Source organism: Methylobacterium nigriterrae, assembly GCF_037106235.1.
Classification (GTDB): Bacteria; Pseudomonadota; Alphaproteobacteria; order Rhizobiales; family Beijerinckiaceae; genus Methylobacterium; species Methylobacterium nigriterrae.
Map to the genome: position 1 here is coordinate 48,372 of NZ_JBAWTG010000015.1, position 25,450 is coordinate 73,821.

23 protein-coding genes and 1 pseudogene are annotated in these 25,450 nt (G+C 72.5%); 10 read left to right on the top strand and 14 right to left on the bottom strand.

Translation table 11 applies throughout. The features are described from left to right. Positions 1–6 precede the first annotated feature (6 nt). The 8 genes from WDW90_RS10805 to WDW90_RS10840 form a co-directional block, all read right to left on the bottom strand. Positions 7–723, bottom strand: coding sequence for an urease accessory protein UreF (locus tag WDW90_RS10805; protein WP_336487390.1), 717 nt, complete (start codon positions 721–723; stop codon positions 7–9). After that, positions 674–1,195 (bottom strand): urease accessory protein UreE, encoded by a 522-nt coding sequence (locus tag WDW90_RS10810; protein ID WP_336487391.1) that lies wholly within the window; start codon positions 1,193–1,195, stop codon positions 674–676. The genes WDW90_RS10805 and WDW90_RS10810 overlap by 50 nt, the downstream gene beginning before the upstream one ends. Before the next feature lie 4 nt (positions 1,196–1,199). Then, positions 1,200–1,685, bottom strand: a complete 486-nt coding sequence (locus WDW90_RS10815; protein ID WP_336487392.1) for a DUF29 domain-containing protein — start codon at positions 1,683–1,685, stop codon at positions 1,200–1,202. 32 nt (positions 1,686–1,717) lie between these two features. Beyond that, on the bottom strand, positions 1,718–3,445 hold the full coding sequence (gene ureC / locus WDW90_RS10820; RefSeq protein ID WP_336487393.1) for an urease subunit alpha: 1,728 nt from the start codon (positions 3,443–3,445) through the stop codon (positions 1,718–1,720). A 4-nt stretch (positions 3,446–3,449) separates the two neighbouring features. After that, the gene (locus WDW90_RS10825; protein ID WP_336487394.1) at positions 3,450–4,070 is read right to left on the bottom strand and encodes an urease subunit gamma; all 621 of its coding nucleotides are present in this window, start codon (positions 4,068–4,070) and stop codon (positions 3,450–3,452) included. Positions 4,071–4,138: 68 nt separating this feature from the next. Further along, complete coding sequence (locus WDW90_RS10830) at positions 4,139–4,990, bottom strand: urease accessory protein UreD (RefSeq protein WP_488803306.1); 852 nt, start codon at positions 4,988–4,990, stop codon at positions 4,139–4,141. 69 nt (positions 4,991–5,059) lie between these two features. After that, positions 5,060–6,019 (bottom strand): arginase, encoded by a 960-nt coding sequence (gene rocF / locus WDW90_RS10835; protein ID WP_336487395.1) that lies wholly within the window; start codon positions 6,017–6,019, stop codon positions 5,060–5,062. Positions 6,020–6,380: 361 nt separating this feature from the next. Beyond that, positions 6,381–7,373: a hypothetical protein gene (locus WDW90_RS10840; protein ID WP_336487396.1), complete on the bottom strand. Its 993-nt coding sequence runs from the start codon at positions 7,371–7,373 to the stop codon at positions 6,381–6,383. Between the two features lie 227 nt (positions 7,374–7,600). Here WDW90_RS10840 and uraD point away from each other — a divergent pair, with 227 nt between their 5' ends. From uraD to urtE, 6 genes are all read left to right on the top strand, one after another. Next, positions 7,601–8,485, top strand: a complete 885-nt coding sequence (gene uraD / locus WDW90_RS10845; RefSeq protein WP_336487397.1) for a 2-oxo-4-hydroxy-4-carboxy-5-ureidoimidazoline decarboxylase — start codon at positions 7,601–7,603, stop codon at positions 8,483–8,485. Between the two features lie 238 nt (positions 8,486–8,723). After that, entirely contained in the window at positions 8,724–10,040 is a 1,317-nt protein-coding gene (gene urtA / locus WDW90_RS10850) for an urea ABC transporter substrate-binding protein (RefSeq protein ID WP_431311014.1), read from the top strand. A gap of 194 nt (positions 10,041–10,234) precedes the next feature. Further along, complete coding sequence (gene urtB / locus WDW90_RS10855) at positions 10,235–11,815, top strand: urea ABC transporter permease subunit UrtB (protein WP_336487398.1); 1,581 nt, start codon at positions 10,235–10,237, stop codon at positions 11,813–11,815. Between the two features lie 199 nt (positions 11,816–12,014). Continuing rightward, positions 12,015–13,166, top strand: coding sequence for an urea ABC transporter permease subunit UrtC (urtC, locus tag WDW90_RS10860; protein ID WP_336487399.1), 1,152 nt, complete (start codon positions 12,015–12,017; stop codon positions 13,164–13,166). Then, complete coding sequence (gene urtD, locus WDW90_RS10865) at positions 13,163–13,972, top strand: urea ABC transporter ATP-binding protein UrtD (protein WP_336487400.1); 810 nt, start codon at positions 13,163–13,165, stop codon at positions 13,970–13,972. Before urtC ends, urtD begins: the two co-directional genes overlap by 4 nt. A gap of 2 nt (positions 13,973–13,974) precedes the next feature. Continuing rightward, complete coding sequence (urtE, locus tag WDW90_RS10870) at positions 13,975–14,670, top strand: urea ABC transporter ATP-binding subunit UrtE (RefSeq protein WP_336487401.1); 696 nt, start codon at positions 13,975–13,977, stop codon at positions 14,668–14,670. Positions 14,671–14,708: 38 nt separating this feature from the next. Here urtE and WDW90_RS10875 read toward each other — a convergent pair. Then, positions 14,709–15,504: pseudogene (locus WDW90_RS10875) on the bottom strand (SDR family NAD(P)-dependent oxidoreductase); the annotation flags it as partial. A gap of 440 nt (positions 15,505–15,944) precedes the next feature. Here WDW90_RS10875 and WDW90_RS10880 point away from each other — a divergent pair. Then, complete coding sequence (locus WDW90_RS10880) at positions 15,945–16,259, top strand: hypothetical protein (RefSeq protein ID WP_336487402.1); 315 nt, start codon at positions 15,945–15,947, stop codon at positions 16,257–16,259. A 12-nt stretch (positions 16,260–16,271) separates the two neighbouring features. On the opposite strand, the gene WDW90_RS10885 is transcribed toward WDW90_RS10880, so the two are convergent. Next, complete coding sequence (locus tag WDW90_RS10885) at positions 16,272–17,093, bottom strand: SGNH/GDSL hydrolase family protein (protein WP_336487403.1); 822 nt, start codon at positions 17,091–17,093, stop codon at positions 16,272–16,274. Positions 17,094–17,557: 464 nt separating this feature from the next. Here WDW90_RS10885 and WDW90_RS10890 point away from each other — a divergent pair, with 464 nt between their 5' ends. Next, a complete protein-coding gene (locus WDW90_RS10890) occupies positions 17,558–17,815 on the top strand; it encodes a hypothetical protein (RefSeq protein ID WP_336487404.1) in 258 nt (85 codons plus the stop codon). A 64-nt stretch (positions 17,816–17,879) separates the two neighbouring features. Here the strand turns inward: WDW90_RS10890 and WDW90_RS10895 are convergent, their stop codons facing one another. After that, positions 17,880–18,740, bottom strand: a complete 861-nt coding sequence (locus tag WDW90_RS10895) for an SDR family oxidoreductase (RefSeq protein WP_336487405.1) — start codon at positions 18,738–18,740, stop codon at positions 17,880–17,882. A gap of 62 nt (positions 18,741–18,802) precedes the next feature. After that, positions 18,803–19,261, bottom strand: a complete 459-nt coding sequence (locus WDW90_RS10900; protein WP_336487406.1) for a cupredoxin domain-containing protein — start codon at positions 19,259–19,261, stop codon at positions 18,803–18,805. A gap of 175 nt (positions 19,262–19,436) precedes the next feature. Between WDW90_RS10900 and WDW90_RS10905 the strand changes: the two genes are divergently transcribed. Beyond that, positions 19,437–21,356: a cytochrome C oxidase Cbb3 gene (locus tag WDW90_RS10905; RefSeq protein ID WP_336487407.1), complete on the top strand. Its 1,920-nt coding sequence runs from the start codon at positions 19,437–19,439 to the stop codon at positions 21,354–21,356. Here WDW90_RS10905 and WDW90_RS10910 read toward each other — a convergent pair. Beyond that, positions 21,353–21,643 carry a GntR family transcriptional regulator gene (locus WDW90_RS10910; RefSeq protein ID WP_431311015.1) on the bottom strand — a complete coding sequence of 97 codons (291 nt, stop codon included), beginning with the start codon at positions 21,641–21,643 and terminating at the stop codon, positions 21,353–21,355. The genes WDW90_RS10905 and WDW90_RS10910 overlap by 4 nt on opposite strands. Positions 21,644–21,903: 260 nt before the next feature. Between WDW90_RS10910 and WDW90_RS10915 the strand changes: the two genes are divergently transcribed. Beyond that, positions 21,904–23,082: an MSMEG_0565 family glycosyltransferase gene (locus WDW90_RS10915; protein ID WP_336487408.1), complete on the top strand. Its 1,179-nt coding sequence runs from the start codon at positions 21,904–21,906 to the stop codon at positions 23,080–23,082. Between the two features lie 88 nt (positions 23,083–23,170). On the opposite strand, the gene selB is transcribed toward WDW90_RS10915, so the two are convergent. Next, positions 23,171–25,105, bottom strand: a complete 1,935-nt coding sequence (gene selB, locus WDW90_RS10920) for a selenocysteine-specific translation elongation factor (RefSeq protein WP_336487409.1) — start codon at positions 25,103–25,105, stop codon at positions 23,171–23,173. Positions 25,106–25,450 lie beyond the last annotated feature (345 nt).

Here is a 25,450-nt window from a genome sequence, read left to right on the forward strand (position 1 = left end):
GGTATCTCACGAGCGGAAGATGCGGGAATACTGGGTCTCGTGCCGGATGCTGCCGAGGTCGAGCCGCGGCGTCGCCGAGCCGAGGGCGTCGAGGTCGGCCCGCTCCGCGGCGCCGGCCAGCGCCGCGACCCGGGGGGCGAGCGCCGCGATCACCCCCATGCCGGCGCTCTGGCCGACCGGCGCGAGGCGGAGCGCGGCCGAGACGAGGTTCTGCACGAAGGCGAGGCCGTAGGCCGCCACGAGCCGCGCCCGGTCCATGCCGTGGGCGCCCGCCGCCGCGCCGAGCGCGACCGGGTAGGCCGCGGCGCCGGGCAAGGCGCCGGCCATCTCCGTCAGCGCCCGGCAGGGCCAGGCGGCGAGCGTCGCGTCGAGGAAGCTGCGGCCCTGCTGGCTCGTCTCGAGATGCAGCTCGCGCGAGGGCGCGAGGGCGAGGGCGAGGTCGTTGACCCGGGCGAGCGCCGCCCCGTCCCCCGCGGCGGCGGCCCGGTGGGCCTGCGCGGCCAGGATCATGTCGTTGCGCGCAGCACCCCGCTCCACGAGGTCGCCGAGCCAGGATTCGAGGCTTCCCGCGTCCCGGACGTCGCCCGTCTCCACGGCCCATTCGAGACCGTGCGAGTAGGCGTAGGCCCCGACCGGGTAGGTCGGCGACAGCCACGCCATCAGGCGCAGGTCCTCAATCGTGGGCATGCGGATGGCCGTGGCGGTGGCCGTGATCGTGCTCATGATGCTCATGATCATGATGCGCGTGATCGTGTCCGTGGCCGCCCGCGTAGGCGCCGCCCTCGGGCCGGAAGGGGCGCTCGACGGGCTCGGCCGTACCGCCCAGGCCCCGCACCATCTCGGCGAGCACGTGGTCGTCGCCGATATAGACCGCCTCCTCGGCGATCTCGGCCGGGATGTGGCGGTTGCCGATGTGCCAGATCAGCCGCTTGAGGGCGAGGGCGCTGCCGGCCCGGATCTCCAGGAGCCGCTCCGGCGCGGCCTCGACCCAGACGAGGCGCCCGTCCTCGAGCACCAGCGCGTCGCCGTCGTCGAGCACGGTCGGCTCGGCGAGGTCGAGCAGGAAGGGCAGGCCGCCGACGCCGCGCATGGCCACGCGGCGCCGGTGCCGGTCGCCGTGGTCGAGCACGATCCGGTCGACGATCTCGCCAGAGCGCAGGGCATCGCGGCGCAGGACGCGTGTGGCACGGATCATGACGTCAGGACTGGTCCAGGAGATCGGGCTCCTTGGGAAGGAAGCCGTCGTCCAGTGCCTGAAGGAGCGTGAAGGGCGGCTGCTGCGGAAAGAGCGTGAAGTCGATCCCCGTCTCCCGCGACGCGAGCAGACGACTGGACAGGTACGCTGCCTCGAACACCTCCGCCGGGTAGCGCTTCAGGCTCGGGCTTGCCCGCAGAACGCGCGCGATCCGGCTGCGTTGTTCGAAGATCGTCGCAGTCCAGGAGTTGTTGCGGGCGCCGGGCTGGTACTTCCACTTGAGAAGGTGGCCAAGAAGAATGTCCAGCCGGTTCTCGATCTCGCGTTTCTCGCTTCCTCCCACGCCCGCCACCTCGTCGATCAGGTTCGTGAGGTCGAGTTCCTCGAAGCGACCGGCACGCAGCAGCTCGGCCTGCGCCTGGGTCCAGGCGTAGAAATCCGTCCCATAGAGATCGGCCGCCGGCGGCGGCTTCAACGCGGCCTTGGGCATCGCGGGCCTCCCGTCATGCTGGCCATCCTAGCTCAAAACAGGAAGTAGCGCTGCGCCATCGGCAGCACGTCGGCCGGCTCGCAGACGAGGAGCTCGCCGTCGGCGCGCACGTCGTAGGTCTCGGGATCGACCTCGATCACGGGCGTGGCGTCGTTGAGCACCATGCTCTTCTTCGAGATGCCGCCGCGCACGTTCTCGACCGCGACGAGTTCCTTGGCGACGCCGAGGCGCTTGCCGAGCCCGTCCTCGAGGGCGGCCCGCGACACGAAGGTGAGGGCGGTGGCGTAGGGCGCCCGGCCGCAGGCGCCGAACATCGGGCGGTAATGCACGGGCTGGGGCGTCGGGATCGAGGCGTTCGGGTCGCCCATCGGCGCCACCGCGATCATGCCGCCCTTGAGCACGAGGTCAGGCTTCACCCCGAAGAAGGCCGGCGACCACAGCACGAGGTCGGCGAGCTTGCCGGGCTCGACCGAGCCGATATGCCGCGAGACCCCGTGGGCGATCGCCGGGTTGATCGTGTACTTGGCGATGTAGCGGCGCGCCCGCAGGTTGTCGTTGCCGGACGCGTCGCCCGGCAGGGCGCCGCGCTGGCGCTTCATCTTGTCCGCCGTCTGCCAGGTGCGGATCGCGACCTCGCCGACCCGGCCCATCGCCTGGCTGTCCGAGGACATCATCGAGAGCGCGCCGAGATCGTGCAGGATGTCCTCGGCGGCGATGGTCTCCCGGCGGATGCGGCTCTCCGCGAAGGCGAGGTCCTCCGGAATCGACGGGTCGAGGTGGTGGCACACCATCAGCATGTCGAGATGCTCGTCGATGGTGTTGCGGGTGAAGGGCCGCGTCGGGTTGGTGGAGGAGGGCAGGACGTGGGCCAGGCCCGCCACCGTGATGATGTCGGGCGCGTGGCCCCCGCCCGCGCCCTCCGTGTGGAAGGCGTGGATGGTGCGGCCCCGGAATGCCGCGATCGTGTCCTCGACGAAGCCCGACTCGTTCAGCGTGTCGGTGTGGATCATCACCTGCACGTCGTGGGCGTCGGCGACGGTGAGGCAGGTGTCGATGGCGGCGGGCGTCGTGCCCCAATCCTCGTGCAGCTTGAGGGCGCAGGCGCCGGCCCGGATCATCTCCTCGAGCGCCTCGGGCCGCGCCGCGTTGCCCTTGCCGGCGAAGGCGAGGTTCATCGGGAAGGCGTCGGCCGCCTCGATCATCCGGGCGATGTGCCAGGGGCCGGGCGTGCAGGTGGTGGCGAAGGTGCCGTGCGCCGGGCCGGTGCCGCCGCCGAGCATGGTGGTGATCCCTGAGCAGAGCGCCTCCTCGATCTGCTGCGGGCAGATGAAGTGGATGTGGCTGTCGAAGCCGCCGGCGGTGAGGATCTTGCCCTCGCCGGCGATCACCTCGGTGCCGGGGCCGATCACGATGTCGACGCCCGGCTGCGTGTCCGGGTTGCCGGCCTTGCCGAGCCGCGCGATGCGGCCGCGCACGATGCCGACGTCGCACTTCACCACGCCCCAATGATCGAGGACGACGGCGTTCGTGATCACGGTGTCGACGGCGCCCGCGCCGTTCGGCACCTGCGACTGCCCCATCCCGTCGCGGATGACCTTGCCGCCGCCGAACTTCACCTCCTCGCCGTAGGTGGTGAGGTCGCGCTCCACCTCGATCCAGAGGCTGGTATCGGCGAGCCGGATCCGGTCGCCCGTCGTCGGGCCGAACATGTGCGCGTAGGCCGCGCGGGGCAGGGTGGCGGGAACGGGGGCGTTCGACATGGCCCTAGAGCTTTCCCATCACGTCGCCGCGGAACCCGTAGACGGTGCGTGCGCCCCGGAGCGGCACCAGCGCGACCTCGCGCGTCGCGCCGGGCTCGAAGCGCACCGCGGTGCCGGGCGCGATGTCGAGGCGCTGGCCGCGGGCCTTCTCGCGCTCGAAGACGAGGCCCGGATTGGCCTCGTAGAAATGGTAGTGCGAGCCGACCTGGACCGGCCGGTCGCCGGTATTGGCCACCGCGATCACGGTGCGGGGCTGGCCGGCGTTGAAGACGATCTCGCCGGGCAGCGTCTCGACCGTCCCGGGCACGTCGGCCGAGGGCGCCCCCCGGATCGGGTGGTGCACCGTGACGAGCTTGGTGCCGTCGGGAAAGGTCGCCTCGACCTGGATGTCGTGGATCATCTCGGGGATGCCCGGCATCACCTGCGAGGCGTCGAGCACCTCGGCGCCCGCCTCCATCAGCTCCGCGACGCTCAGCCCGTCGCGGGCGCCCTCCACCACGAAGTCCGTGATGAGCGCCACGGCCTCGGGGTGATTCAGCCTCACCCCGCGCGCCAGCCGGTTGCGGGCGACCTGCGCCGCCATGGCGACGAGGAGCTTGTCCTTCTCGCGGGGGGTGAGGAGCATCGGGGCCTTCCTGCAGAGCTCGGGCCCCGGAGCAAGGATCATGCTGGCGCGAAGGTCAACCGCGCCGATCACGCCTGCCAGACCCGCGGCAGCGCCTCGCCCCGGTAGCCCGCGAGGAAGCGCGCCGCGAGGCGGCGGAGCGCGTCGGCGTCCCGCGCCAGCATCCTGACGGCGAGGTGCCCGTTCCAGGCGCTGGCGCCCGCCTCGACGGCGCCGGCCGCATCGAGCAGGGCGCGGGCCTCCTCGAGGCGGCCCTCCGCCCCCGGCGAGAGGTCGATGAGGGTGGCGAGCGCCCGGGCGCCGCCGCCGATCGCCGGGCGGGCGAGAAGGGCGGCGACGGGCCCGTCGAGGCTCAGGGCATCGGCGTAGACGAGGCGGCCGGCCCGGGCGATGCGCCAGACGTCGGACACGTGCCCCTCCTCGACGCGCTCGCCGCGGGCCGCGCGGCCGAAGACCAGGATCTCGCAGACGATGAGCCCCGCATCCGGCGCGAGGTCGGCCTCGAAGCGGCGGGCGAGGCGGGCCCGGTCGTACAGGATCGTCTCCTGCGGCAGCCAGGCGAGGCGGGCGCCGGGGCCGAGGTCGAGGCGGCTCCCGATCGTGCTCACCGGCCCGTCCGAGCGGCAGACCTTCTCGGCGGCCGCGGTGGTGAGGACGAGGCCGGCGCCGGCCCCGAGCTCCACCGAGACGGCGAAGCGGTCGCCGCAGGCGATGCCGCCCGCGGTGTTGACGAGGACGGCCTCGGGAGTGCCGCCCTGGAACCGGGGAAAGCGCAGGCGCGACGGGCCGGATTCGGCGAGGCCGGCGATGCGCGTCGTCCCGCCCTCCGCCACCATCCTGAGCCGCACGCGCCCGTGCGAGCGCTGACGCGCGGTCGCGTCGCGGGCGGGTGGGGCTGAGAGGGCGGATCGCGCGTCGATGGGGGGCGGGTCCTGCGAGGTGCTGCCTTCATCGGCCCCGCGGCGCCGCGGGGCAAGGGCCGGCCGTCCTCAGGTGGCGAGGTCGCGCGGCACCGCCTCGATGACGGGGGTCGGCCGGTCGAGGATGCGCCGGCCGAACAGGCTCGCCACCAGTTCCACGAGGACGCGGGCGCTGCGCCCGCGCTCGTCGAGGAAGGGGTTGAGCTCGACCACGTCGAGGGAGCCGACGAGGCCGGAATCGTGCAGCATCTCCATGATCAGGTGGGCTTCCCGGAAGGTGGCGCCGCCCGGCACCGTGGTGCCGACGCCGGGCGCGATGCCGGGGTCGAGGAAGTCGATGTCGAGGCTCACGTGGAGATGGCCGTCCGCGGCCTCGACCCGCTCCAGGATACGCCGGAGCGGGGCCACCACGCCGAACTCGTCGATGGCGCGCATGTCGGTGACCGCGACGCGCCGCGCCGCCACCAGGGCGCGCTCGCCCGCATCGATCGAGCGCAGGCCGAACAGGTGCAGCCGGGTCGGATCGAGCAGGGGGCGCGGCCCATCCGCGAACAGCCCGTCGAAGCCGGGCTCGCCGCAGAGCGCGGCGAGCGGCATGCCGTGCAGGTTGCCCGAGGGCGAGGTCTCGGGCGTGTTGAAATCCGCGTGCGCGTCGAGCCAGAGCACGAAGAGGGGCTGCGCGCCGCGCGCGCAGTGGCGCAGCGCCCCGTCGACCGAGCCGAGGGACAGGCTGTGGTCGCCCCCCGTCACCACCGGCAGGGCGCCGCCCGCGAGGCTCGCCTCGACGCGGGCCGACAGCACCCGCGTCCAGGCCGCCACGGCGGGCAGGCCGCGGGCCTCGGGCGGGCAGTCCGGCGCCACGTCGCCGAGATCCGTCACGGCATGACCGAGATCGGCCAGGATGCGGACGAGCCCCGCGGTGCGCAGGGCGGCCGGGCCCATCAGGGCGCCGGGCTCACTGGTGCCGACCTCGATCGGCGCGCCGATGATCTCGATCGCGGCCGCTTCGTGCATGGGCCGATGCCTCATGGGTCGACGCCTCCTGGGCCAACACCTCCTGGGCCGATGCCGCTTGCCGGGCCCGATCCGCGGCCCGTCCGGCCCGGCGCGGATGCCCCCGACATGCAGAAGGGCCATCCGCGCGGACGGCCCTTCGGGTCGGCTGATCGTATCGCTCGCGGGGTCCGCGTGCGCGGGAGCCCCCGGATGCCGCTGGCGCCTAGACGCCGACGCCCCCACCGGGCCGCTGACGGGTCGTCGTGATCCTGGGCACCATCACCATCACTCCTTCTTCGGCCCATATGGGCGCGGCTAGCGACGCGGCAAGGGGACGATAGGGACCGAGCGGCGAGCAGACCATCGAAATGTCAACACCGCGTTTATCAGTCCACTAGCAGTTTTCAAGGGCGGTTACCGCGCCGTCCGGCGCCGGGGCGGGCGGCGATGCGGGCGCTTTGGGCGCCCACCAGAAGGCCACGCCGTTATGCGGCAGAAGCGGGCGCTCGATGCGCGCCGTGAGCATCGTGTCCGACCGGTAGAGGATCTCGATCGGGTCGGGATGGATCGCGTCGATGTCCACCTCGAGCGTGTCGGGGAACGTGATGCTGATGAGCAGCCCGTCGCAGACATAGACGCTGCGCCACATCTCGCCGTCGGCGACGAGCTTGTCCCGCGCGTAATCGCGCATCTTGACGATCTTCGAATCGTCCTTGCCGATCTCCACGTCGAATTCGTAGAGGTTGTAGATCTCGTCGCTCTTGCCGACCGGCTCGCGGGCCTTCATGCCCGATTGCGGGATCGCCGTCCCGTCGACCGAGACCTCGATGTCGGGCCTCGAATCCCCGAGGCTTTCGTGGTTCTGGCCCTGCGGACGCTCGACGAAGAAGCGCGCCGGGAAGACCACCTTGTCGCCCGTCAGGTTGACGACCTCCATGCAGGTCTCCTGCCGGATCGTCACCACGTCGATGCCCCCGATCTGCCGCGGCGCGGCCGGATAGGACAACCTGTAGAAGACGTGCGTGTCCTTGCGGAAGAACTTCTCCTTCATGACCTTCTGCACGAGGAGCTTCCAGACCTCGCCCGGGAACTCGACGCCGAGGATCGTCGAGAACAGGTGCTCGTGCGTCTCCGAGAGGAACTTCTTGATCTCCTGGTTCTGCTCCCGGCGCTGGCGCTGCTCGATCGTGATGATGACGATGAACGCGACCAGAAACGCGATGCCGATGTCGCGCACGGCGTGGTGCCAGAGCGAGTGCTCGTCGATCTGGTGGGAGCCGAGCACGAAGGCGACGCCCATCACGAGCACGATCAAGTAGAGGGCGAAGGCCCTGATCAGGTGCATGTAGGGGGCCGGGTCCTCGAGCAGGCGCTTGATCGGGTTCATGGCTCCGGTCCCGGGCAGGCCGCCCGGGGTTCCGCGCGGCCCGCCGGAGAATAGGCGCGCGAGCGATGCGATGAAGGCGTCTCTTCAGTCGCGGCGCGCTGTTCATCGCGGATGTTGCCGCAAAGTCATACATCGAGGATTGATCTACTGCACAAAATCAATTCTCGATTGAACAGGCAGGCCGATAGCCGTCCGGAAGGATGCCGCCGAGGGGACCCTGAGACCGCATGACGATCAGCCTCGACGCCCTCAACGCGGCCCCGGCCGCCGAATTTACCGCGCATCTCGGCGCCGTCTTCGAGCACGCGCCCTGGGTCGCGGAGGCGGCGGCCGCGCGGCGCCCCTTCGCCACGGTGGAGGCCCTGTTCTCCGCCCTGCGCGAGGCCGTCGCGGCGGCGCCCGAGGCGCGCCGCCTCGCCCTCCTGACCGGGCATCCGGAGCTCGCGGGGCGCGCGGCTCGGGCCGGCCGGATCGCGCAAGCCTCGATCGCCGAGCAGGCCGCGGCCGGGCTCGACCGCCTGTCGGAGGCCGAGTTCGCCCGCTTCGAGGCCCTCAACGCGGCCTATCGGGAGCGCTTCGGCCTGCCCTTCATCCTCTGCGTCAGGCGCCACGGCCGCGCCTCGCTCCTGCGCCGGTTCGAGGCGCGCCTCGCCTCGGACCCCGAGACCGAGCGGCGCAGTGCGGAGGCCGAGGTCCTGCGCATCGCCGCGCTCCGCCTCGACGCGCTGGTGACGGGGGCCGGCGCCCTGAGGGTCGCCGGGCGCCTCTCCACCCATGTCCTCGACACGGTGCGGGGCGGCCCGGCCATGGGCGTGGCCGTGGAACTCGCCGAGCTCGTCTCGGCGACCGAATCCGTCGTGGTGGCGCGCGCCGAGACCAATGCGGACGGGCGCACCGACGCGCCCCTGATCGCGGGCCGCCCGGTGCCGGTCGCGACCTACGAGCTGCGCTTCGGCCTCGGCGACCATTACCGGCGCGCCGGCCTCGACCTGCCCGACCCGCCCTTCCTCGACCTCGTCACCCTGCGCTTCGGCGTGGCCGAGCCGGAGGGTCATTACCACGTGCCGCTGGTGGCGAGCCCCTGGAGCTATCAGACCTACCGGGGCAGCTGACCGGGCCGCCGGCCGGCCCGTGACCAGCCCGCGTGCAGGCATTGCCTGTTTTCTGGCCATGCCTGCCCTGATTCAACCGCTTCCGGCCCCGGCACAACCGCAGATCCGGGGATTTGCGGTCCGAATCCGGACGCAGCCGCGGCGTCCGCCTATTTCTTAGCCTCCGGACCGCCCGGCGGCGGATCTTGGCACATCGCTTGCCATGCCGGCCTGCACCCGAAAAGGGCAGGGGAACGGCATGAGCAAGACGATGCATCTCACGCGCAGGGCCACGGTGCGGGGCTGGGCTTCGGCCGCCGCGCTCGCGGGCGGGATCGCCCTCGGAATCCTCACCTCCGGCGCGGCCGCCGCGCAGGAGACCATCAAGGTCGGCATCCTGCACTCGCTGTCCGGCACGATGGCGATCTCGGAGACCACCCTCAAGGACGCGATGCTGATGCTCATCGCGGAGCAGAACCGGAAGGGCGGGGTGCTGGGCAGGAAGCTCGAGGCCGTGGTGGTGGATCCCGCCTCGAACTGGCCGCTCTTCGCCGAGAAGGCGCGCGAGCTGATCGCCAAGGACAAGGTCTCGGCGGTGTTCGGCTGCTGGACCAGCGTCTCGCGGAAATCCGTGCTGCCGGTCTTCAAGGAGCTCGACTCGATCCTGTTCTACCCCGTCCAGTACGAGGGCGAGGAGAGCGAGCGCAACGTCTTCTACACCGGTGCCGCCCCGAACCAGCAGGCCATCCCCGCCGTCGACTACCTGATGAAGGAGGAGGGGGTGCAGCGCTGGGTGCTGGAAGGCACGGACTACGTCTACCCGCGCACCACCAACAAAATCCTCGAAGCCTATCTCAAGGCGAAGGGCGTCGCGCCCGAGGACATCTCGATCAACTACACGCCCTTCGGCCAGTCCGACTGGCAGACGCGGGTGGCCGCCATCAAGGCGTTCGGCTCGGCCGGCAAGAAGACGGCCGTCGTCTCGACCGTCAACGGCGACGCCAACGTGCCGTTCTACAAGGAGCTCGCCAACCAGGGCATCAAGGCCACCGACATCCCGGTCGTCGCCTTCTCGGTGGGCGAGGAGGAACTCGCTGGCATCGACACCAAGCCGCTGGTCGGCCACCTCGCCGCCTGGAACTACTTCCAGTCGATCGACACGCCCGACAACAAGGCCTTCATCGAGCAGTGGCGCGCCTTCACCAGGAACGGCAAGCGCGTCACCAACGACCCGATGGAGGCCCATTACATCGGCTTCAACATGTGGGTGAAGGCGGTCGAGAAGGCCGGCACCACCGATCCCGACAAGGTGATCGCGGCGCTGCCCGGCACCGAGCAGAAGAACCTCACCGGCGGCACGGCGAAGATGCTGCCGAACCACCACGTCACGAAGCCGGTCTTCATCGGCGAGATCAAGGACGACGGCCAGTTCGACGTGGTCTGGAAGACCGAGGGGCTGATCCCCGGCGAGGCGTGGTCGAAGCAGCTCGAGGGCTCGCGCGACCTCGAAGCCGACTGGGTGACGCTCAATTGTGGCAACTACAACACCAAGACCAAGAAGTGCGGCGGCGCGTGAGGCGGCCGGACTGAGCGCGGGCCGCCTCTCCCGTTCGGGAGAGGTCGAGTCCGCACCAGCGGACCGGGTGAGGGAGACGGCATCTCCGGATCAAGCGCCTCCCTCACCCCAGCCCTCTCCCGCACGGAAGAGGGGGCTTCGAGCCGCACCGATGACTGGCCTCGAAGGCAGGGCCACCCCGCAGAGGCACCCCGATGATCCGCCTTCTCGCCCTCCTCCTGTGCCTGGCGCTCGCCGGTCCTGCCCTCGCCCAGGCGCCGGCCGACGCGGCCTATGCGAGGCTCGCGAGCGAGGGCTACGCCGACATCGAGGCCGGCATCGCGGGGCTCGCGGTCAGCGGCGACCCGCGCGCGGGCGCCGTGATCGCCGCGCTCTCCGACGGGCGCCTCCTCTACCGGCCCGCCGACAGGGCGCTGTTCATCCGGGAGGGCGGCGGCACGGTCGAGGCCCGCACCGGCGCGCCGGCGAGCGCCGAGGGCTTGCGGCCGGTGCGCGCGAACAACAAGGTCCGCCGCGCCATCGAGGCCGCGATGGGCGGCCTCAACCTGACGAGCTCCGACGCGGGCAAGCGCCGCGAGGCGGCGGATGCCGTGTTCAAGGCCCGCGACGCGGCCGCCCTGCCGGCCCTCGACGCCGCGCTGGCGAAGGAAGCGGATGCCGGCGTGAAGCGGGCGCTCGGCGAGGCCCGGGCCGCCGTGATCCTGGCCCGGCCCGGCACGGCCGAGCCGGAGCGGCTCGCGGCGATTCCCGCCATCGCGGCCCGCGGCGACGGCGACGCGCTGGGGCTGCTGCGGGGGCTGTCGGCCGACCCGAGCGAGGCCGTGAGGGTGGCGGCCGCCCGCGGCATCTCGGGCATCGAGACGCGGCTCGCGGTGATCGGGGCGGCGCAGAACGTCTGGTACGGGATCTCGCTCGGCTCCGTGCTGCTCCTCGCCGCGATCGGGCTCGCCATCACCTTCGGAGTGATGGGCATCATCAACATGGCGCACGGCGAGATGGTGATGCTCGGCGCCTACACGACCTACCTCGTGCAGGGCGCGATCCGGACGCACGCGCCAAGCCTCTCCGAGTGGTCGCTCGCCCTCAGCATCCCGGCGGCCTTCCTGGTGGCGGGCGCGGTCGGGGTCGCGATCGAGCGGGGCGTGATCCGCTTCCTCTACGGGCGCCCGCTCGAGACGCTGCTCGCCACCTTCGGCATCAGCCTCGTGCTGCAGCAGGGGGTCCGCTCGATCTTCGGGCCGACGAACCGCGAGGTGAGCTCGCCCGGCTTCATGACCGGCGCCTTCGACCTCTACGGCCTCTCGGTCACCTGGGGCCGGCTCTGGATCGTGGCCTTCGCGCTCGTCGTGTTCCTGGGCCTGCTCTTCGTGCTGCGCAGGACCGCGTTCGGGCTGAAGACGCGCGCCGTGACCCAGAACCGCCGCATGGCCGCCGCCATGGGCATCCGCACGCCCCTCGTCGACGCGCTCACCTTCGGGCTGGGCTCCGGGATCGCGGGCATCGCGGGCGTGGCGCTCTCGCAGATCGACAACGTCTCGCCGAATCTCGGCCAGGGCTACATCATCGACTCGTTCCTCGTCGTGGTGTTCGGCGGCGTCGGCAACCTCTGGGGCACGCTGGTGGCGGCGCTGACGCTGGGCGTCGCCAACAAGCTCGCCGAGCCGTATCTCGGCGCGGTGCTCGCCAAGATCGGGCTCCTGGTCTTCATCATCCTGTTCATCCAGAAGCGCCCGCGCGGCCTGTTCGCGCTCAAGGGCCGGGCGGTGGAGGCGTGAGCACGATCGGCTTCTCTCCCACCCATCATCCTCATCCTGAGGCGGCGGCGCGGAGCGGCGCCCTCGAAGGAGCCCTCCGGCCGGCCTCGCGATCCCTGGAGCCCTCCTTCGAGGCCCGCTGCCGCGGGCACCTCAGGATGAGGGCCTGGACGGGAAATCGCGTCCCGAAGCGCGCGGGCGCCCGCGAGAGACACGCAACATGACCCCCCGCACCCTGATCGATCTCAAGGGCTGGATCTTCCTCGGCGTGCTCGCGGCGGTCTGCCTGCTGGTGCCGCTCCTGAATCTCGGCCTGCCCGAGGGTTCGGGGCTGCACCTGCCGACCTACCTCGTCTCGCTGTTCGGCAAGTACCTCGCCTTCGCGCTGCTCGCCCTCTCGCTCGACCTCGTCTGGGGCTATTGCGGCATCCTGTCCCTCGGCCACGGCGCCTTCTTCGGGCTCGGCGGCTACGCGATGGGCATGTACCTGATGCGCCAGATCGGGCCGCGCGGCGTCTACGGGCACCCGGTCCTTCCCGACTTCATGGTGTTCCTGAACTACAAGGAACTGCCCTGGTACTGGCTCGGCTTCGACCGGTTTCCCGTCGCGGCCCTGATGGTGCTGCTCGCGCCGGGGGTGCTCGCCTTCGTGTTCGGCTGGCTCGCCTTCCGCTCGCGGGTGACGGGCGTCTACCTGTCGATCATCACGCAGGCCATGACCTTCGCGCTGATGCTCGCCTTCTTCCGCAACGACATGGGGCTCGGCGGCAACAACGGGCTGACCGACTTCAAGGACATCCTCGGCTTCCCCGTGCAGGCGCAAGGGGTGCGCGTCGCGCTCTTCCTGGCGACCGCGCTCGCGCTCGCGCTCGGCTACCTGATCGCCCGCTTCATGACCGTGTCGGCCTACGGCAAGGTCCTGATCGCGGTGCGGGACGCCGAGCCCCGCACCCGCTTCCTCGGCTACCGCCCCGAGGCCTACAAGACGCTCGCCTTCGTGGTCTCGGCCATGATGGCGGGAGTGGCCGGCGCCCTCTACGTGCCGCAGGTCGGCATCATCAACCCCTCCGAGTTCGCGCCGGCCAACTCCATCGAGGCCGTGATCTGGGTCGCGGTCGGGGGGCGCGGCACGCTCGTCGGGGCGGCGCTCGGGGCGGTGCTCGTCAACTACGCCAAGACCCTGCTGACCGGCGCGCTGCCGGACGCCTGGCTGTTCGCGCTCGGCGCCCTGTTCGTGCTCGTCACCCTGTTCCTGCCCAAGGGCATCGTCGGCACCGCGGTCGAGCGCTTCGGCAGCCGGCGCGCGGCCGCCAAGCTGCCGCCCGAGCCCGAGATCGCCCCGCGTCTCGCCGAGGAAGGGCAGGGCCGATGAGCGAGGCCGACCTCCTGATCCCCGAGACCACCATCGCCGGGGCAGGCCCCGCCGCCGAGCGCCGGCTCACCCGGACGCTCCTCTATCTCGACGACGTCCAGGTCACCTTCGACGGCTACCGGGCGCTGCGCGGCCTCTCGCTGACGCTCGCGCGGGGCGAGATGCGGGCGATCATCGGCCCGAACGGGGCCGGCAAGACCACCATGATGGACGTGATCACGGGCAAGACCCGGCCGGACGTGGGCGCGGCCATGTTCGACGGCGTGCACGACCTTACCCGCCTCGACGAGCCGGCCATCGCCGATCTCGGCATCGGCCGGAAGTTCCAGAAGCCCACCGTGTTCGAGAGCCACACGGTGGCCGATAACATCGTGCTGGCGCTGAAGGGCCCGCGCGCGGCGATGGCCTCGCTGTTCGGCTGGCGCAACCGGGTCGAGGCGGCCCGCGTCGAGGAGCTGCTCGCCACGGTCGGGCTCCTCGCCCACCGCGAGCGGCCGGCAGCCGACCTCTCGCACGGGCAGAAACAGTGGCTGGAGATCGGCATGCTGCTCGCGCAGGATCCGAAGCTGCTGCTCGTCGACGAGCCGGTGGCCGGCATGACGGATGCCGAGACCGAGGCCACCGCGACGCTGCTGCGCCGGATCGCCCGCGACCACGCCGTGATGGTGGTGGAGCACGACATGCACTTCGTGCGCGCGCTTCAGTGCCGGGTCACCTGCCTGCACGAGGGCGCGGTGCTGGCGGAGGGCTCGATCGACGCCGTCTCGGCCGATCCCCGCGTCGTCGAAGTCTATCTGGGGCGCTGAGCATGCTGAATGTCGAGGGCATCGACCTTCATTACGGGGCCGCGACGGCGCTGCGCGGCGTCTCGCTCGCCGCCGAGACGGGCCGGGTCACCTGCGTGCTCGGCCGCAACGGCGTCGGCAAGACCTCGCTGATGCGCGCCATCGTCGGACAGCAGCCGATCTCGAAGGGCGCGATCCGGCTCGGCGGCGAGGACATCGCGGGGCTCGCCCCCTACGACCGGGCGCGGCGCGGCGTCGCCTTCGTGCCGCAGGGCCGCGAGATTTTTCCTCTGCTCACCGTGAAGGAGAACCTGGAGACCGGTTTCGCGCCCCTGAAGCGCGCCGAACGCCACGTCCCTCCCGAGATCTACGACCTGTTCCCGGTCCTCAAGGACATGCTGCACCGGCGCGGCGGTGATCTCTCGGGCGGCCAGCAGCAGCAGCTCGCGATCGGCCGGGCGCTGGTGACGCGCCCGCGCCTGCTCGTCCTCGACGAGCCGACCGAGGGCATCCAGCCCTCGATCATCAAGGATATCGGCCGGGCCATCGCCTACCTGCGCGCGAAGGGCGAGATGGCGATCGTGCTGGTGGAGCAGTATTTCGAGTGGGCCCGCGACCTCTGCGACGCCTACGCGGTGATGGACCGCGGCCGGGTCGTCCAGGCCGGCCCCCGCTCCGCCATGGTCGAGGCGGACGTGCGCAAGTGGCTCTCGGTGTGAGGGCCTGCCTGCACGGGGCGGAGGCGGGGCGTCACCGCCGCCCCCGCCGCGGCGCCGAGCGCCAGCAGCGCCGCGCCCCCGAGCACGGCGAGGCCCGCCGTGCTGAGGATGCGGGCCGAGGGCACGCCGTGCCGCGCGCGCCAGCCGCCGCTGGTGCGCGGGCGGTCGGGTAGGGGCTGGCGGATCGCCCCGTAGGTCTGGCGGGCGGGCCGCGCCCGGTCGAGCATCCGGTGGATGGCGAGGCCCGCGAGGTGCTCCGTCGGCCCCGGCGCCAGCGCGTAGGCCGCCTGCGCGGCCCGGGCCGGCCAGCCCACCGCGATCTCGTCGCGGGGGCGGCGCGCCACGCGCACGAAGGTCTCGGCCACGTCCTCGGGGGCGTAGACGAGCGGGCCGGTGTCGATTCGCCGGCCCGAGACGTTGGCGCCGTGCTCAAGTCCCGGCGTGTCGACCATGGCGGGGAAGACCGCGCAGACATGGATATGCGGGTGGCGCCGCAGCTCCTGCCGCAGGCTCGCGGTGAAGCCGCGCAGGCCGAACTTGCTCGCCGTGTAGGCGGCCGCGAAGGGCGCGGGCGCCCAGCCGCCGAGCGAGATGTTGGTGATCAGCGTGCCGTGCCCCTGCGCGAGGAAGCGCGGCAGGACCGCGTAGGCGCCGTACATGCCGCCCATGAGGTTGATCTCGACGGTGCGGCGGTGGAGGTCGAGCGGCGCGTCCTGATAGGGCCCGAACACCCCCGAGGCGCGCGCCCCGGCAGGCGAAGGCGAGCGCCGTCGCCCGCCCGATGCCGCTCGAGGCGCCGGTGATCACCACGCAGGCACCGCGCAGGTCCCTCATGCCCGGAAGCCCGGCCCGTCGGCGAGGCCGATCGCGGACGTCCGTCGGAAGGCGGCAGCTGGCATGTGCACGTTTTCCTTACGCTTCCGATGAGGCAATTGACGCAACTGTGGCGACTTCGCAGATGTTCCGGAGATATTGCCGCCAAGCTGCAGGCAGAATTTGCGACAAGGTGGCGCTCTCTATTGGCAGACCAGCCGGAGTCGGTCCGGGTCTTCTGAGCGATCAGCCAAGCTGAAACCGTCCGAATCCTGCGACGTTGGTGACTGCACGCGCGGGACCGGCCTCATGACCGGCTTGCCGGTTCCGACGCCGCGCGGCCCGGGCGCGGCTTCCCTTCCCGGGAGACGTTCTTGTCCAGCCCGACGCCCCGGCGCGACTGCGATCGGGCGGCCGACGGCCGGCATCACCCCACGCGAGACCGCAACAGGAGAGACGCGATGGCGAAGGCCGACAGGCACAACATGGGTCCGGGCGCGCAGGGCAAGGGCTCGGGCTCCGGCGCGATGACGGAGCTGCCGGAGGGCATCCTCCCGGAGAACAGCGTGCTGAGCAACCGCGACAAGTCCCGCCACAGCAACGAGCGCGGCCTCGACGGGCGCCATGTCCAGACCGAGCAGTACCACGACCATGCGGGCGCCCGCCGCAACTTCGCGGACCAGGCACCTCCGGACGACGGCAATACCAGCGGCCTCGGCACACCGATGACCCGCTCCGGCGACGCGAGCAGCCTCGAGGGGCAGAAGCGGAGCTGACGGGCGCGCCGCCTACTCCGCCGCGGCCGCGGTCAGGTGGCGGGCGTCGCGCAGGATCTCGTCGGCGGCCGCGCGCGCCAGCATGGCGTAGCCGGCATCGGCCATGTGCAGGCCGTCGGCGGCGAACAGTTCCTTGCGGGTCAGCTTCGCCTCGGCGATCCACTCGCGCATCAGGTCCGAGCGCCGGATCACCGGAACGTCGAGCTCGGCGCCGATCTCCCGCACCGCGTCCCGGAAGCGGTAGGCGCCCGGCGTCGCGTCGAGCTTCGGGCACCATTGCGGCTCCATCAGCACCACGTCGATGCCGGCCTCCTGCATCCGCTGCACCGCCGCCACGGTGACCTCCCGGAAATGCTCGAGGCCGACCCCGCGCAGCGGGTCGTTGCTGCCGGTCTGCCAGATCACGAGGTGGGGCTCGGCCGCCAGCACGTCGCGCTCGAGGCGCGCCAGCATGTCGTCGACGTGCTGGCCGCCGATGCCGCGGTTGAGCACGCGCACCTGCCCGGCGAGCTGGGGGAGCGCCCGCTTCAGCGCCGCCTCGAGCCGGGCCGGATAGGCGGCAGCCGGGCTCGAGGCGCCGATGCCCTCGGTCGAGGAAGAGCCGAAGGCGACGATCCGCAGGGGCTCGCCGCTCGCGACCTGCCGGGCCACGTGCGGCAGCTCGACCGGGGGCGTGGTCTCCGGCCAGAGCATGACGAGGTCCAGCCCCTCGGTCAGACTCTCGGGCAGGAGGTCGGCGTAGGCCAGGACCGCGCTCGGCAGCACGACGAGGCCGGCGAGCAGGGCGGCGCCGCGCGCCAGCGCCCGCAGCGGATGGACACGCGAGGACTTCACGCGGTGGCGGACCGTGGAGGCTGACGTCGTCGGGGGAATCATCGGGAAGCCGTGCTGCGGTGTCGTCTCGATACCGGTCTTACAGGTTGATCCGGAAGATCCCCCTCGCCCTGTCACTTGAATGCGGCGGAACTTCGTAACTCAAAATTCATAATCTGGGGAGTCCGGGCCTCGCAACTCTTCGTGCGCCGCCGCGTGCCTGTGCAGCCCCCCGGATTCCGGAAGGATCTCCGCCCCCGTGGCCCGGCCGCCACGGGACTTCGCTCCCGCGGGCGCGAGCGTGGCCTTTGGCCGGAAGCTTGCTTGAAGGCTCGGTGCGGCCGTGGGAGTACCCCGTCTGCGCGCTGGCTAACTATCGGCGGCGGCAGATCTTTTCGGGTATTCGCCGGTCACCTTGACCTTTGTAAATGCCACGGATGCGGTGCGCGTGTTGGGTGCGGCATCCGTTCAGCGAGGATCTGTCCATGCCCGTCGAGGAGCCTTTCGTCTCCTACAGCCTGTTCGCGAAGGATTCCGAGGCCGGCCTGTGCTGCGCCGTGCGCCAGGACCAGCCGATTCCGCGCTTCGTCGAGGGCTGGACGTTCAAGGGCGTGATCAGGGAGGCGCGGGACGCGCCCCCGGACTTCAGGCCGCACGCGGCCCATGCCGCCACGGCGCTGACGGGGTTCTACCTGTTCCACAGCCTGCGCGGCGCCCGGCAGCCCGAGCCGGTCGCGGCCTGAACCGGGCCGCGCCGCGGATCTCGGCTCGCCCGGGATCCACGAATAATCCGAATCGTGGTTGCCCTCAGATGAAGGGCTTGCCGCCCGTCACCGCCACGGTGGCGCCCGAGACGTAGCTCGATTCGGGGCTCGCCAGCATCACGTAGACGGGGGCGAGCTCGCAGGGCTGGCCCGGGCGCTTCATCGGCACCTGCGAGCCGAAGCTCCTCACCTTCTCCATCGGCATGGTGGAGGGGATCAGCGGCGTCCAGATCGGGCCGGGCGCCACGCAATTCACCCGGATCTCGCGCTCGGCCAGGATCTGGGCGAGGCCTCCGGTGAAGTTCTGGATCGCGCCCTTGGTGGTGGCGTAGGCGAGGAGCTGCGGGCTCGGCGTGTCGGCGTTGACCGAGGTGGTGTTGATGATCGCGGCGCCGGCCTGCATGTGCGGCAGTGCCGCCTTGGTGAGGTAGAACATCGCGTGGATGTTGGTGGCGAAGGTCACCTCCCATTCCGCGTCGCTCAACTCCTCCACCGACTGCACGCTCGACTGGTGTGCGGCGTTGTTGACGAGCACGTCGATGCGACCGAATTCCTGCGCCGCACGCTCCGCGATGGCGCGGCAATGGGCCGGGTCCTTGATGTCGCCCGCGAGCGGGATCGCCCGGCGTCCCGCCTCCTCGGCGAGGCGGCAGGTCTCCTTCGCGTCCTCGTGCTCGTCGTAGTAGCTGATCAGCAGGTCGGCGCCCTCGCGCGCGAAGGCGATGGCCACCGCCTTGCCGATGCCGCTGTCGCCGCCCGTGATGACCGCCTTGCGGCCCGCGAGCCGGCCCGAGCCCCGGTAGCTCGCCTCGCCGTAATCGGGGCGCGGGTCCATCTCGGCGTCGCGGCCCGGCGGGTCCTGCGGCTTCTGGCGGTCGAAGGGGGGCTTCGGAAAGTTCGTCATGGCGCGGCGCTCCTGTGCGGGCCTTCCCTGTGCGGGCCTTGGGGTGTGTCGGGGTTCGGCGCTCAGCCGGCCGAGGGGGCGAGGATCAGCGTGCCCTTGAAGGGCGCGACCCGATCCTGCACGCCGGTGCAGGCGTAGGGGTATTGGCCGGCCGCGAGCGTCCTCAGCTTGAGCGTGCCCGTGCCGCCCTGCTTCACGAGGTAGCCCTCGTTGCTCATCACGTGGACGAGGTCGCCGTCGGCGTGGAGCACGTTGCGGTTCTCGAACTGGCCCGGCGCCGTGAGGGTGACCGGCCGGTCGGCCCGGTTGACGACGCGGAGCGCGACGTTCGTCTCGGCGGGCAGGCGCAGCTCCGCCGGGCTGCAGCGGGGCTTGCCACCCTCGAGGTCGATGGTGAGCTCGACGGGCGGCATCGCGTCGCCGGCCTTGGGTTGCGGGGAAGGCTTCTCCTCGGCCAGCGCGAGGCCGCCCGACAGGACGAACAGAGCCGCGAGCGCGCCGCGGGTGCATGCGGGTATCATCGAGGGTGGCGTCTCCTGGGATGTCTCGGTCCCGGAACTACCGCCTCGGGCGCGCCGATGTTCCGGCGCCGCGCCGCGACGGCGCCGCGCCGTGAACCTTCCCGGGGCCGGGCGGGTTCTTGCCGGGCAAGTGCCCGGGACACGCCGGGCGAGCGCCCGGAGATCACAGCGCCGCATGGGCCCGACCCGCAGCCTCCTCGCCGCGACCGGAATCCTGATCCTCGCCGGCGGGCTCGCCGCGGGGCTCGGCCGCGCGGCCTACGCGCCGATGCCCGACGCGGCAACGGTGGCCAACCCCGAGCGCAACCCGCCGGAGGGGCACTACGACGTGCTCGGCCGCGCCGTCGCGGCCGGGGAGGGGGCGCCCGGCGCGCAGGCCGGCGCGGTGCGCATCGACGACGCCCTCGCTCGGCGCGGGCGCGAGGCCTTCTACCGGGAGACCTTCGGCAACGAGGTCTTCCTCACCGACGTGATGGGCATGCTCGACGGCGCGCTCAGCCCCTACGAGGTGGCGCGCGCGCTGACGCTGCTCGCCGGGCGGGGCACCACGAACCTGCAGGTGCGCGTCGCCCGGCCCGTCACGATCGGCGACCGGACCTACCGGGTGGGCGAGCTGGTCTCTACCGGCCTCGACGTCGAGCGGGGCAGCCTGTTCCCGCTCGGCATCAAGACCTCCTACGACCGCGGCCATGTGCGCATGGGCATCACCTGCGCGCTCTGCCACGCGGCGGTCGATGCGGGGACTGGCCGGGTCGTCGAGGGCGCCCCGAACCGCGACCTCAATGCCGGGCTGATGATGGCGCTCGCGGCCAACACCACCGCCTACTACATGCACGGCTCGACGCCCTCGCTCGACCCGTTCCGGACCGATCCGGACCGCACCGTCGCGACGCGGTCGGGCACGCGCGAGCGCCTGCCCGACCCGGAGGCGCTCGAGGCCGCCGCCAAGGTCGAGGCCGCGAGCTGGCCTCCCGGCAGCTTCGATTCCTCCCCCGACCTCGTCACCAACCCGACCTCGATCCCGTCGAGCTTCACCGCGCACGGCCACCCCTACGGCTGGAGCGGGCACGCGGCGATCGGGCCGTTCCGGGGCCTGTCGGCGCTCAACAACAACGTGCACGCGCTCAATTCCGACACGACCGCCCAGGCCGAGGCCGCGCCCGCCCTGTTCGGCCTCGACCCCGAGGTCTATCTCGGCACGCTCCTGCAGCGCGCGCCCTCGCCGAGCTTCCGCTTCGATCCGCAGGGCGGCAGGGCACCGTCCGAGATCCTGAAGGCCGCCGACCCGACCCCGGGGGCGCCGGGCCTCAACAGCTACGCGGTGCTGCCGAGCGCGCCCGACGCCAACTACGTCACGACGAACGGCCTCGTCGCCTCCGCGCCGGGCGAGAGCGTCGGCTATGCCAACGACGGCATGTCGGTGTTCCAGAACGGCCTGCGCCCGCCCGCCCGCCCGGCCCGGCCCGAGACCCTGGCGACGGGGCGGCAGGTGTTCGAGCGCGCGGGCTGCGCCGGCTGCCATGCGGGCCCGGCCTACACCGACAACCGCGTGATCCCGGCCCCCGAGATCGGAACCGAGCCCTCCCGCGCCCGCTCCTTCGCGCGGACCGAGGCGACGCTGAGGGCGCCCGACCTGTTCGCCCCCGGCACCCCCTTCCCGGTGCCCGCGGGCACGCGGCCGGTGCCGGTGCCGCTCGCGGGCGAGGCGCGCGCGCAGGTGCAGCTCGCCTGGGCGCATGCGGGCACGCCGGGGGGCTACAAGGTGCCGAACCTGATCGGGCTCGCCGAATCCGCCCCCTACCTGCACGACGGCGGCGTCGCGGTGGGGCCGGGGCCCGAGCACCGGCCCGGCATCGCGCCGCTCCTCGACCCGGCGGTCGGGGCCGACCCCGCCGAGAGCCTGCGCGCCCTCGTCGACCGGGACCTGCGGGCGCGCGTGGTGGCGGCGAACCGCGCGCTGCCGCGCGCCGTCGCGGCCCGGGTCACGGGGGAGGGGCACGCCTACTGGGCGGATGCGGGGGCGGGGGTGAGCGCGACCGAGCAGGCGGCCCTGGTCCAGTACCTGCTGTCGCTCGACCGGCCCGCGGGCGATTAGCCGGGCCGGGCCGGGCCGCGCACGAAGGTGCCCCGTCCCACCCGCGATTCGATCAGGCCCCGGCGCCGCGCCTCGGCGTAGCCGCGCGCCACCGTGGTCACGTCGAGCGCCAGCCGCTCGGCCAGCACCCGCTGCGGCGGCAGGCGGGCCGCAACGGGCAGGCGCCCGGCCAGGATGTCGTCTGTCAGCGCCTCGGCGATCGCGCGGTAATGCGGCTTGCCCCAGTATCGCAGGTCCGGCGTCCAGTCCCTGCCGGCGCCCCCGCGCCGCCCGTCGCTCGCCGTCATGGACGTGCCTTCCGGAAAGAGGCGCGGGCCGGACCCGGCCCGTCGCGCATCGAGCGCGGAGCAATCGCCGTGCCGGCCGGGCCTTCGTTTGCGGGTGGTCGTGCCCGCCACCGCACGCTTGCGCGAGCGCGGCATCGCCGCCGCCCGCATCGGCACGATCGATGCGAGCCGCGTCGCCCGGGGTCGCTCGAGGGAGGAGGCCGCGGTCCGGGACTTCGCGGCCAGTCCCCGGTCGGCCGCGGCGGGACCTGAAGGGCACCATGCTGGACCGGCAACGCATTGCGATCCTGACGCATTCCACGAATCCGCGCGGCGGCGCGGTGCACGCGCTGGCGCTTGCCGAGGCGCTCTGCGACCTCGGGCACGAGGCCGTCGTGCATGCCCCCGACCCCACCGGCCGCGGCTTCTTCCGCGACGCCCGCTGCCCCGTGGTCTCCGTGGCGGCCAAGCCCGCCGGCGGCTCAGCGGCCGAACTCGTGCGCGCCCGCATCGAGGACTACCTGCGCCACTTCGCGACGCCGGCGGCCTGCGATTTCGACGTGTTCCACGCCCATTGCGCCATCGGCGGCAACGCGCTCGCCACCCTGGCCCGCCGCCGCCTGATCCACGGCTTCGCACGCACCGTCCACCGCGTCGACGCCTTCCTCGACCCGCAACTCGCCCAGTGGCAGGACCGCGCGATCTTCGACGCGAGCCGCCTCCTCTGCGTCAGCCGGGCCTGGGCCGGGACGCTCGCCCGCGATTTCGGCCTCGCCGCGGAGGTGGTCGGCAGCGGCGTCGATACGGCCGTCTACGGGCCCGGGCCCGCGGAGAGCGACGCGACCTGGCGGGCGCGATGGGGCCTCGGATCCGGTCCGGTCTTCCTCTGCATCGGGGGCTTCGAGGAGCGCAGGAACTCGCTGCGCGTCGTCGAGGCCTTCTCGGCCCTGCGGACGGGGCTTCCCGGCGCGCAGCTCCTCGTCGCCGGGGGCGCCTCCCTCCTCGACCAAGCCGCCTACCAGGCCCGCTGCCGCGCCGCTCTCGAGCGCGCGGGGCTCGATGCCGGGATCGGGCGCGCGGTGGTGCAGACCGGCCCGGTGCCGCAGGCCGCGATGCCGGGCCTCTATCGCTTGGCCGACGCTCTGGTCTTCCCCTCGCTCGAGGCGGGGTTCGGCCTCTGCGTGCTCGAGGCGATGGCATGCGGCACGCCGGCCATCGTCGCCGCGCGGCCGCCCTTCACCGAGTACCTGATGCCCTCCGACGCGCTCTTCGTCGACCCCGAGAGCAGCGGCGCGATCGCCGCCGCCCTCCGGGCGGTCCTCGAGCCGGAGCGGCGCGCGCGTCTCGCCGAGGCGGGCCGGCGCGTCGCCGCGGCCCATCCCTGGCGCCTCTGCGCCGAGCGCCACCTCGGGACCTACGCGGCCTGCTCCCGCCGGACGGACGCGATGACGGATGCCTGAGATGCGCGTCCGGGCGGACTTTCCGACAGGGGCGGGGACGGACCCTGCGCGTCGGCAAGCCTCGACCGGAACGGGCCGCCGGGCCGCGTCAGGCGGGGACCTCCTTCGTGGAGCCCGTCGAACTCCTGCCGACGATCATCCGGCGGTCGCCGGCGCGCCGGGTGAACCCGACCGCGTCGAGATGCTCGAGGAGGGGAATCGAGAACTTGCGCGAGATGTCGAGGGCCGCCCCGGCCTCGCGGGCGAGGAATCCGGTCTCGGGCGTCGCGGCAGCCGGAAAGGCCGCTGCGAGGCGAGCCTTGGCCGCCGCGACGGCGTCCTGGTGGAACAGGATCGTCCGCTTCTGGACCCGGTCCGCCGCCCGGATCAGCGTCCCGGCGCCGATGAGGTAGGTCAGGGCCTCGCGCCGGCGGATGTCGCGGCCGACCGCCACCGCCTCGTCCGGCGGGTTCAGGCCGGCCCGCCGGTAGACGGATTCCAGCGCCCGCACGATCTCGGTCTCGTTGCCGGCCGGATCGAAATCGGCCCGCCGGTAGAGAGGGCCGGCCTGAACCACGGCGCGCGTGCCGACGAGCTCCCGCAGGACGGCACCGCCCACGGGCTCGCTGAGGCCCAGGACCCGTACCAGGCGCTCCTGCGCGACGCCGTGCTCCATCGGGTGATCGCGGTGATGCCCGGCGAGCGCCGCGAGCACCGCCTCGCGCAGGGCCGCGAGGGTCGGAGCCCCGAGGAAGCGCTCGCCGATCTCGCGCGCGCCGATCTCGCCGAGGCGACGGCGCACCCGATCGGGGGCGATCCCGACGAGGCGTGCGAGGTCGATCAGCCGCTCGCCCGCGGCACCGCTCGCGGCCAGGCGCGTCTCGAGCGTATCGGTCGGATGTCCGGCCGCGACGGCGGTGAGGTGCTCGCTCACCCGCGGATCGGAGCGCCTCCGCCGCCGGCTCAGGGGATCGAGCACCCGGCCGCCCGCCACGGTGACGGGCGGCGATGCGAGCCGCAGGATGAAGGGCTCCCGCGCCGGGACAGCGATGTCCGCGTCCGCGCGAAGCTGCGCCAGGCACGTCGCGCCGGGTTCGAGGGCATCCCGGTCGAGAAGGCGCAGCCGGGCCGAGGCTTCGGCGGTGCCGAACAGGAGCCGGCAATCCGTTCCGCCCTGAAGGGGCCGCTCGGCGCTCGTCACGGCCGTGAGCACGACATCGATCCACCGGCCCATCGCCAGCATCCCGGGCGCGCTGAGCGCCTGACCGCGGCGGAGGTCGCCGATCCCGACCCCCCGCAGGGCCACCGCGGCACGCCGCCCGGGCTCGACCTGGGATACCGAACGGCCATGGATCTGCAGGCTGCGCACGCTGGCGACGAGGCCGCCCGGCGTGACCTCGACGGGATCGCCCACCGCCAGACGGCCCCGGCGCAGGGTGCCGGTGACGACGGCCCCGAAGCCCGGGCGCGGGAAGGCCCGGTCGACAGGCAGGTAAGGATATCCGTCGTCGGCCAGCTGCGGCGCCTCGTCGAGGAGACGCGCGAGGGCCGCGGCGAGGGCATCGATGCCGGTGCCGGACAGGGCGGAGGTCGGGACGACCGCGACGTCGGCGAGGCCCGCACGGGCTGCCGCCGCCCGCACCTCGGCAGTGCGTCCGCCGATCCGCTCGGGCGCCACGCGGTCACACTTCGTGAGTGCGACCACGCCGGCGCGCACGCCGATCAGCCGGGCAATCTCTAGGTGCTCGACGGTCTGCGGCTTGATGCCCTCGCGCGCGTCGACGGCGAGCAGGACCGCCCGCATGCCGGTCGCGCCGGAAATCATGGCCCGGACGAAGCGCTCGTGACCCGGCAGATCGACGAGATCGATCTCGGCCGGCTCGCCGCCATGCGTCGTCCGCAGCAGGGCGAAGCCCGGCACGATCGAGACGCCGCGCGCCCGCTCCTCCGTCAGCCGGTCCGTCTCGACGCCCGTGAGCGCCCGGACGAGCGCCGTCTTGCCGTGATCGACGTGCCCGATCACGCCGACGAGGAGGGTCTTCATCGTAGTGTCACCGCCATGATCGATCGGAGGGCCGGTCCTCGCGCCCCGCTCCGGGCAGGCTAGAGCATTGTCCGTGATTTTTGGATCTTGGAGAATGCTCCAAACCATTGATCTAGCGCGCTTTCTGATCGCCAAACCGGCAACCGCTTCGGCGGAAAGCGCGCCAGCGTTCGTCCGGCTCACAACGGCATCCGCCGGGATAGGTTGCGTGCAATGCGGCCTTGCACGGAGCTTCGGCGGAGGGAAGGGGCGCTCGCCCGGTCCGGATCGGCGAGCCCCTCGACCGCCGCGACCCGGGCGTCCCCGTCGGCTCCGTGCGAGGCGGGACCAAGCATGGCAGAATGT

What these genes read in the sequence shown, in the direction of transcription:
- WDW90_RS10805 (WP_336487390.1), bottom strand. Translation starts at nt 723, where the DNA reads ATGAGCACGATCACGGCCACCGCCACGGCCATCCGCATGCCCACGATT.
- WDW90_RS10810 (WP_336487391.1), bottom strand. Translation starts at nt 1,195, where the DNA reads ATGATCCGTGCCACACGCGTCCTGCGCCGCGATGCCCTGCGCTCTGGC.
- WDW90_RS10815 (WP_336487392.1), bottom strand. Translation starts at nt 1,685, where the DNA reads ATGCCCAAGGCCGCGTTGAAGCCGCCGCCGGCGGCCGATCTCTATGGG.
- ureC (WP_336487393.1), bottom strand. Translation starts at nt 3,445, where the DNA reads ATGTCGAACGCCCCCGTTCCCGCCACCCTGCCCCGCGCGGCCTACGCG.
- WDW90_RS10825 (WP_336487394.1), bottom strand. Translation starts at nt 4,070, where the DNA reads ATGCTCCTCACCCCCCGCGAGAAGGACAAGCTCCTCGTCGCCATGGCG.
- rocF (WP_336487395.1), bottom strand. Translation starts at nt 6,019, where the DNA reads ATGAGGCATCGGCCCATGCACGAAGCGGCCGCGATCGAGATCATCGGC.
- WDW90_RS10840 (WP_336487396.1), bottom strand. Translation starts at nt 7,373, where the DNA reads ATGAACCCGATCAAGCGCCTGCTCGAGGACCCGGCCCCCTACATGCAC.
- uraD (WP_336487397.1), top strand. Translation starts at nt 7,601, where the DNA reads ATGACGATCAGCCTCGACGCCCTCAACGCGGCCCCGGCCGCCGAATTT.
- urtA (WP_431311014.1), top strand. Translation starts at nt 8,724, where the DNA reads ATGAGCAAGACGATGCATCTCACGCGCAGGGCCACGGTGCGGGGCTGG.
- urtB (WP_336487398.1), top strand. Translation starts at nt 10,235, where the DNA reads ATGATCCGCCTTCTCGCCCTCCTCCTGTGCCTGGCGCTCGCCGGTCCT.
- urtC (WP_336487399.1), top strand. Translation starts at nt 12,015, where the DNA reads ATGACCCCCCGCACCCTGATCGATCTCAAGGGCTGGATCTTCCTCGGC.
- urtD (WP_336487400.1), top strand. Translation starts at nt 13,163, where the DNA reads ATGAGCGAGGCCGACCTCCTGATCCCCGAGACCACCATCGCCGGGGCA.
- urtE (WP_336487401.1), top strand. Translation starts at nt 13,975, where the DNA reads ATGCTGAATGTCGAGGGCATCGACCTTCATTACGGGGCCGCGACGGCG.
- WDW90_RS10880 (WP_336487402.1), top strand. Translation starts at nt 15,945, where the DNA reads ATGGCGAAGGCCGACAGGCACAACATGGGTCCGGGCGCGCAGGGCAAG.
- WDW90_RS10890 (WP_336487404.1), top strand. Translation starts at nt 17,558, where the DNA reads ATGCCCGTCGAGGAGCCTTTCGTCTCCTACAGCCTGTTCGCGAAGGAT.
- WDW90_RS10895 (WP_336487405.1), bottom strand. Translation starts at nt 18,740, where the DNA reads ATGACGAACTTTCCGAAGCCCCCCTTCGACCGCCAGAAGCCGCAGGAC.
- WDW90_RS10900 (WP_336487406.1), bottom strand. Translation starts at nt 19,261, where the DNA reads ATGATACCCGCATGCACCCGCGGCGCGCTCGCGGCTCTGTTCGTCCTG.
- WDW90_RS10905 (WP_336487407.1), top strand. Translation starts at nt 19,437, where the DNA reads ATGGGCCCGACCCGCAGCCTCCTCGCCGCGACCGGAATCCTGATCCTC.
- WDW90_RS10910 (WP_431311015.1), bottom strand. Translation starts at nt 21,643, where the DNA reads ATGACGGCGAGCGACGGGCGGCGCGGGGGCGCCGGCAGGGACTGGACG.
- WDW90_RS10915 (WP_336487408.1), top strand. Translation starts at nt 21,904, where the DNA reads ATGCTGGACCGGCAACGCATTGCGATCCTGACGCATTCCACGAATCCG.
- selB (WP_336487409.1), bottom strand. Translation starts at nt 25,105, where the DNA reads ATGAAGACCCTCCTCGTCGGCGTGATCGGGCACGTCGATCACGGCAAG.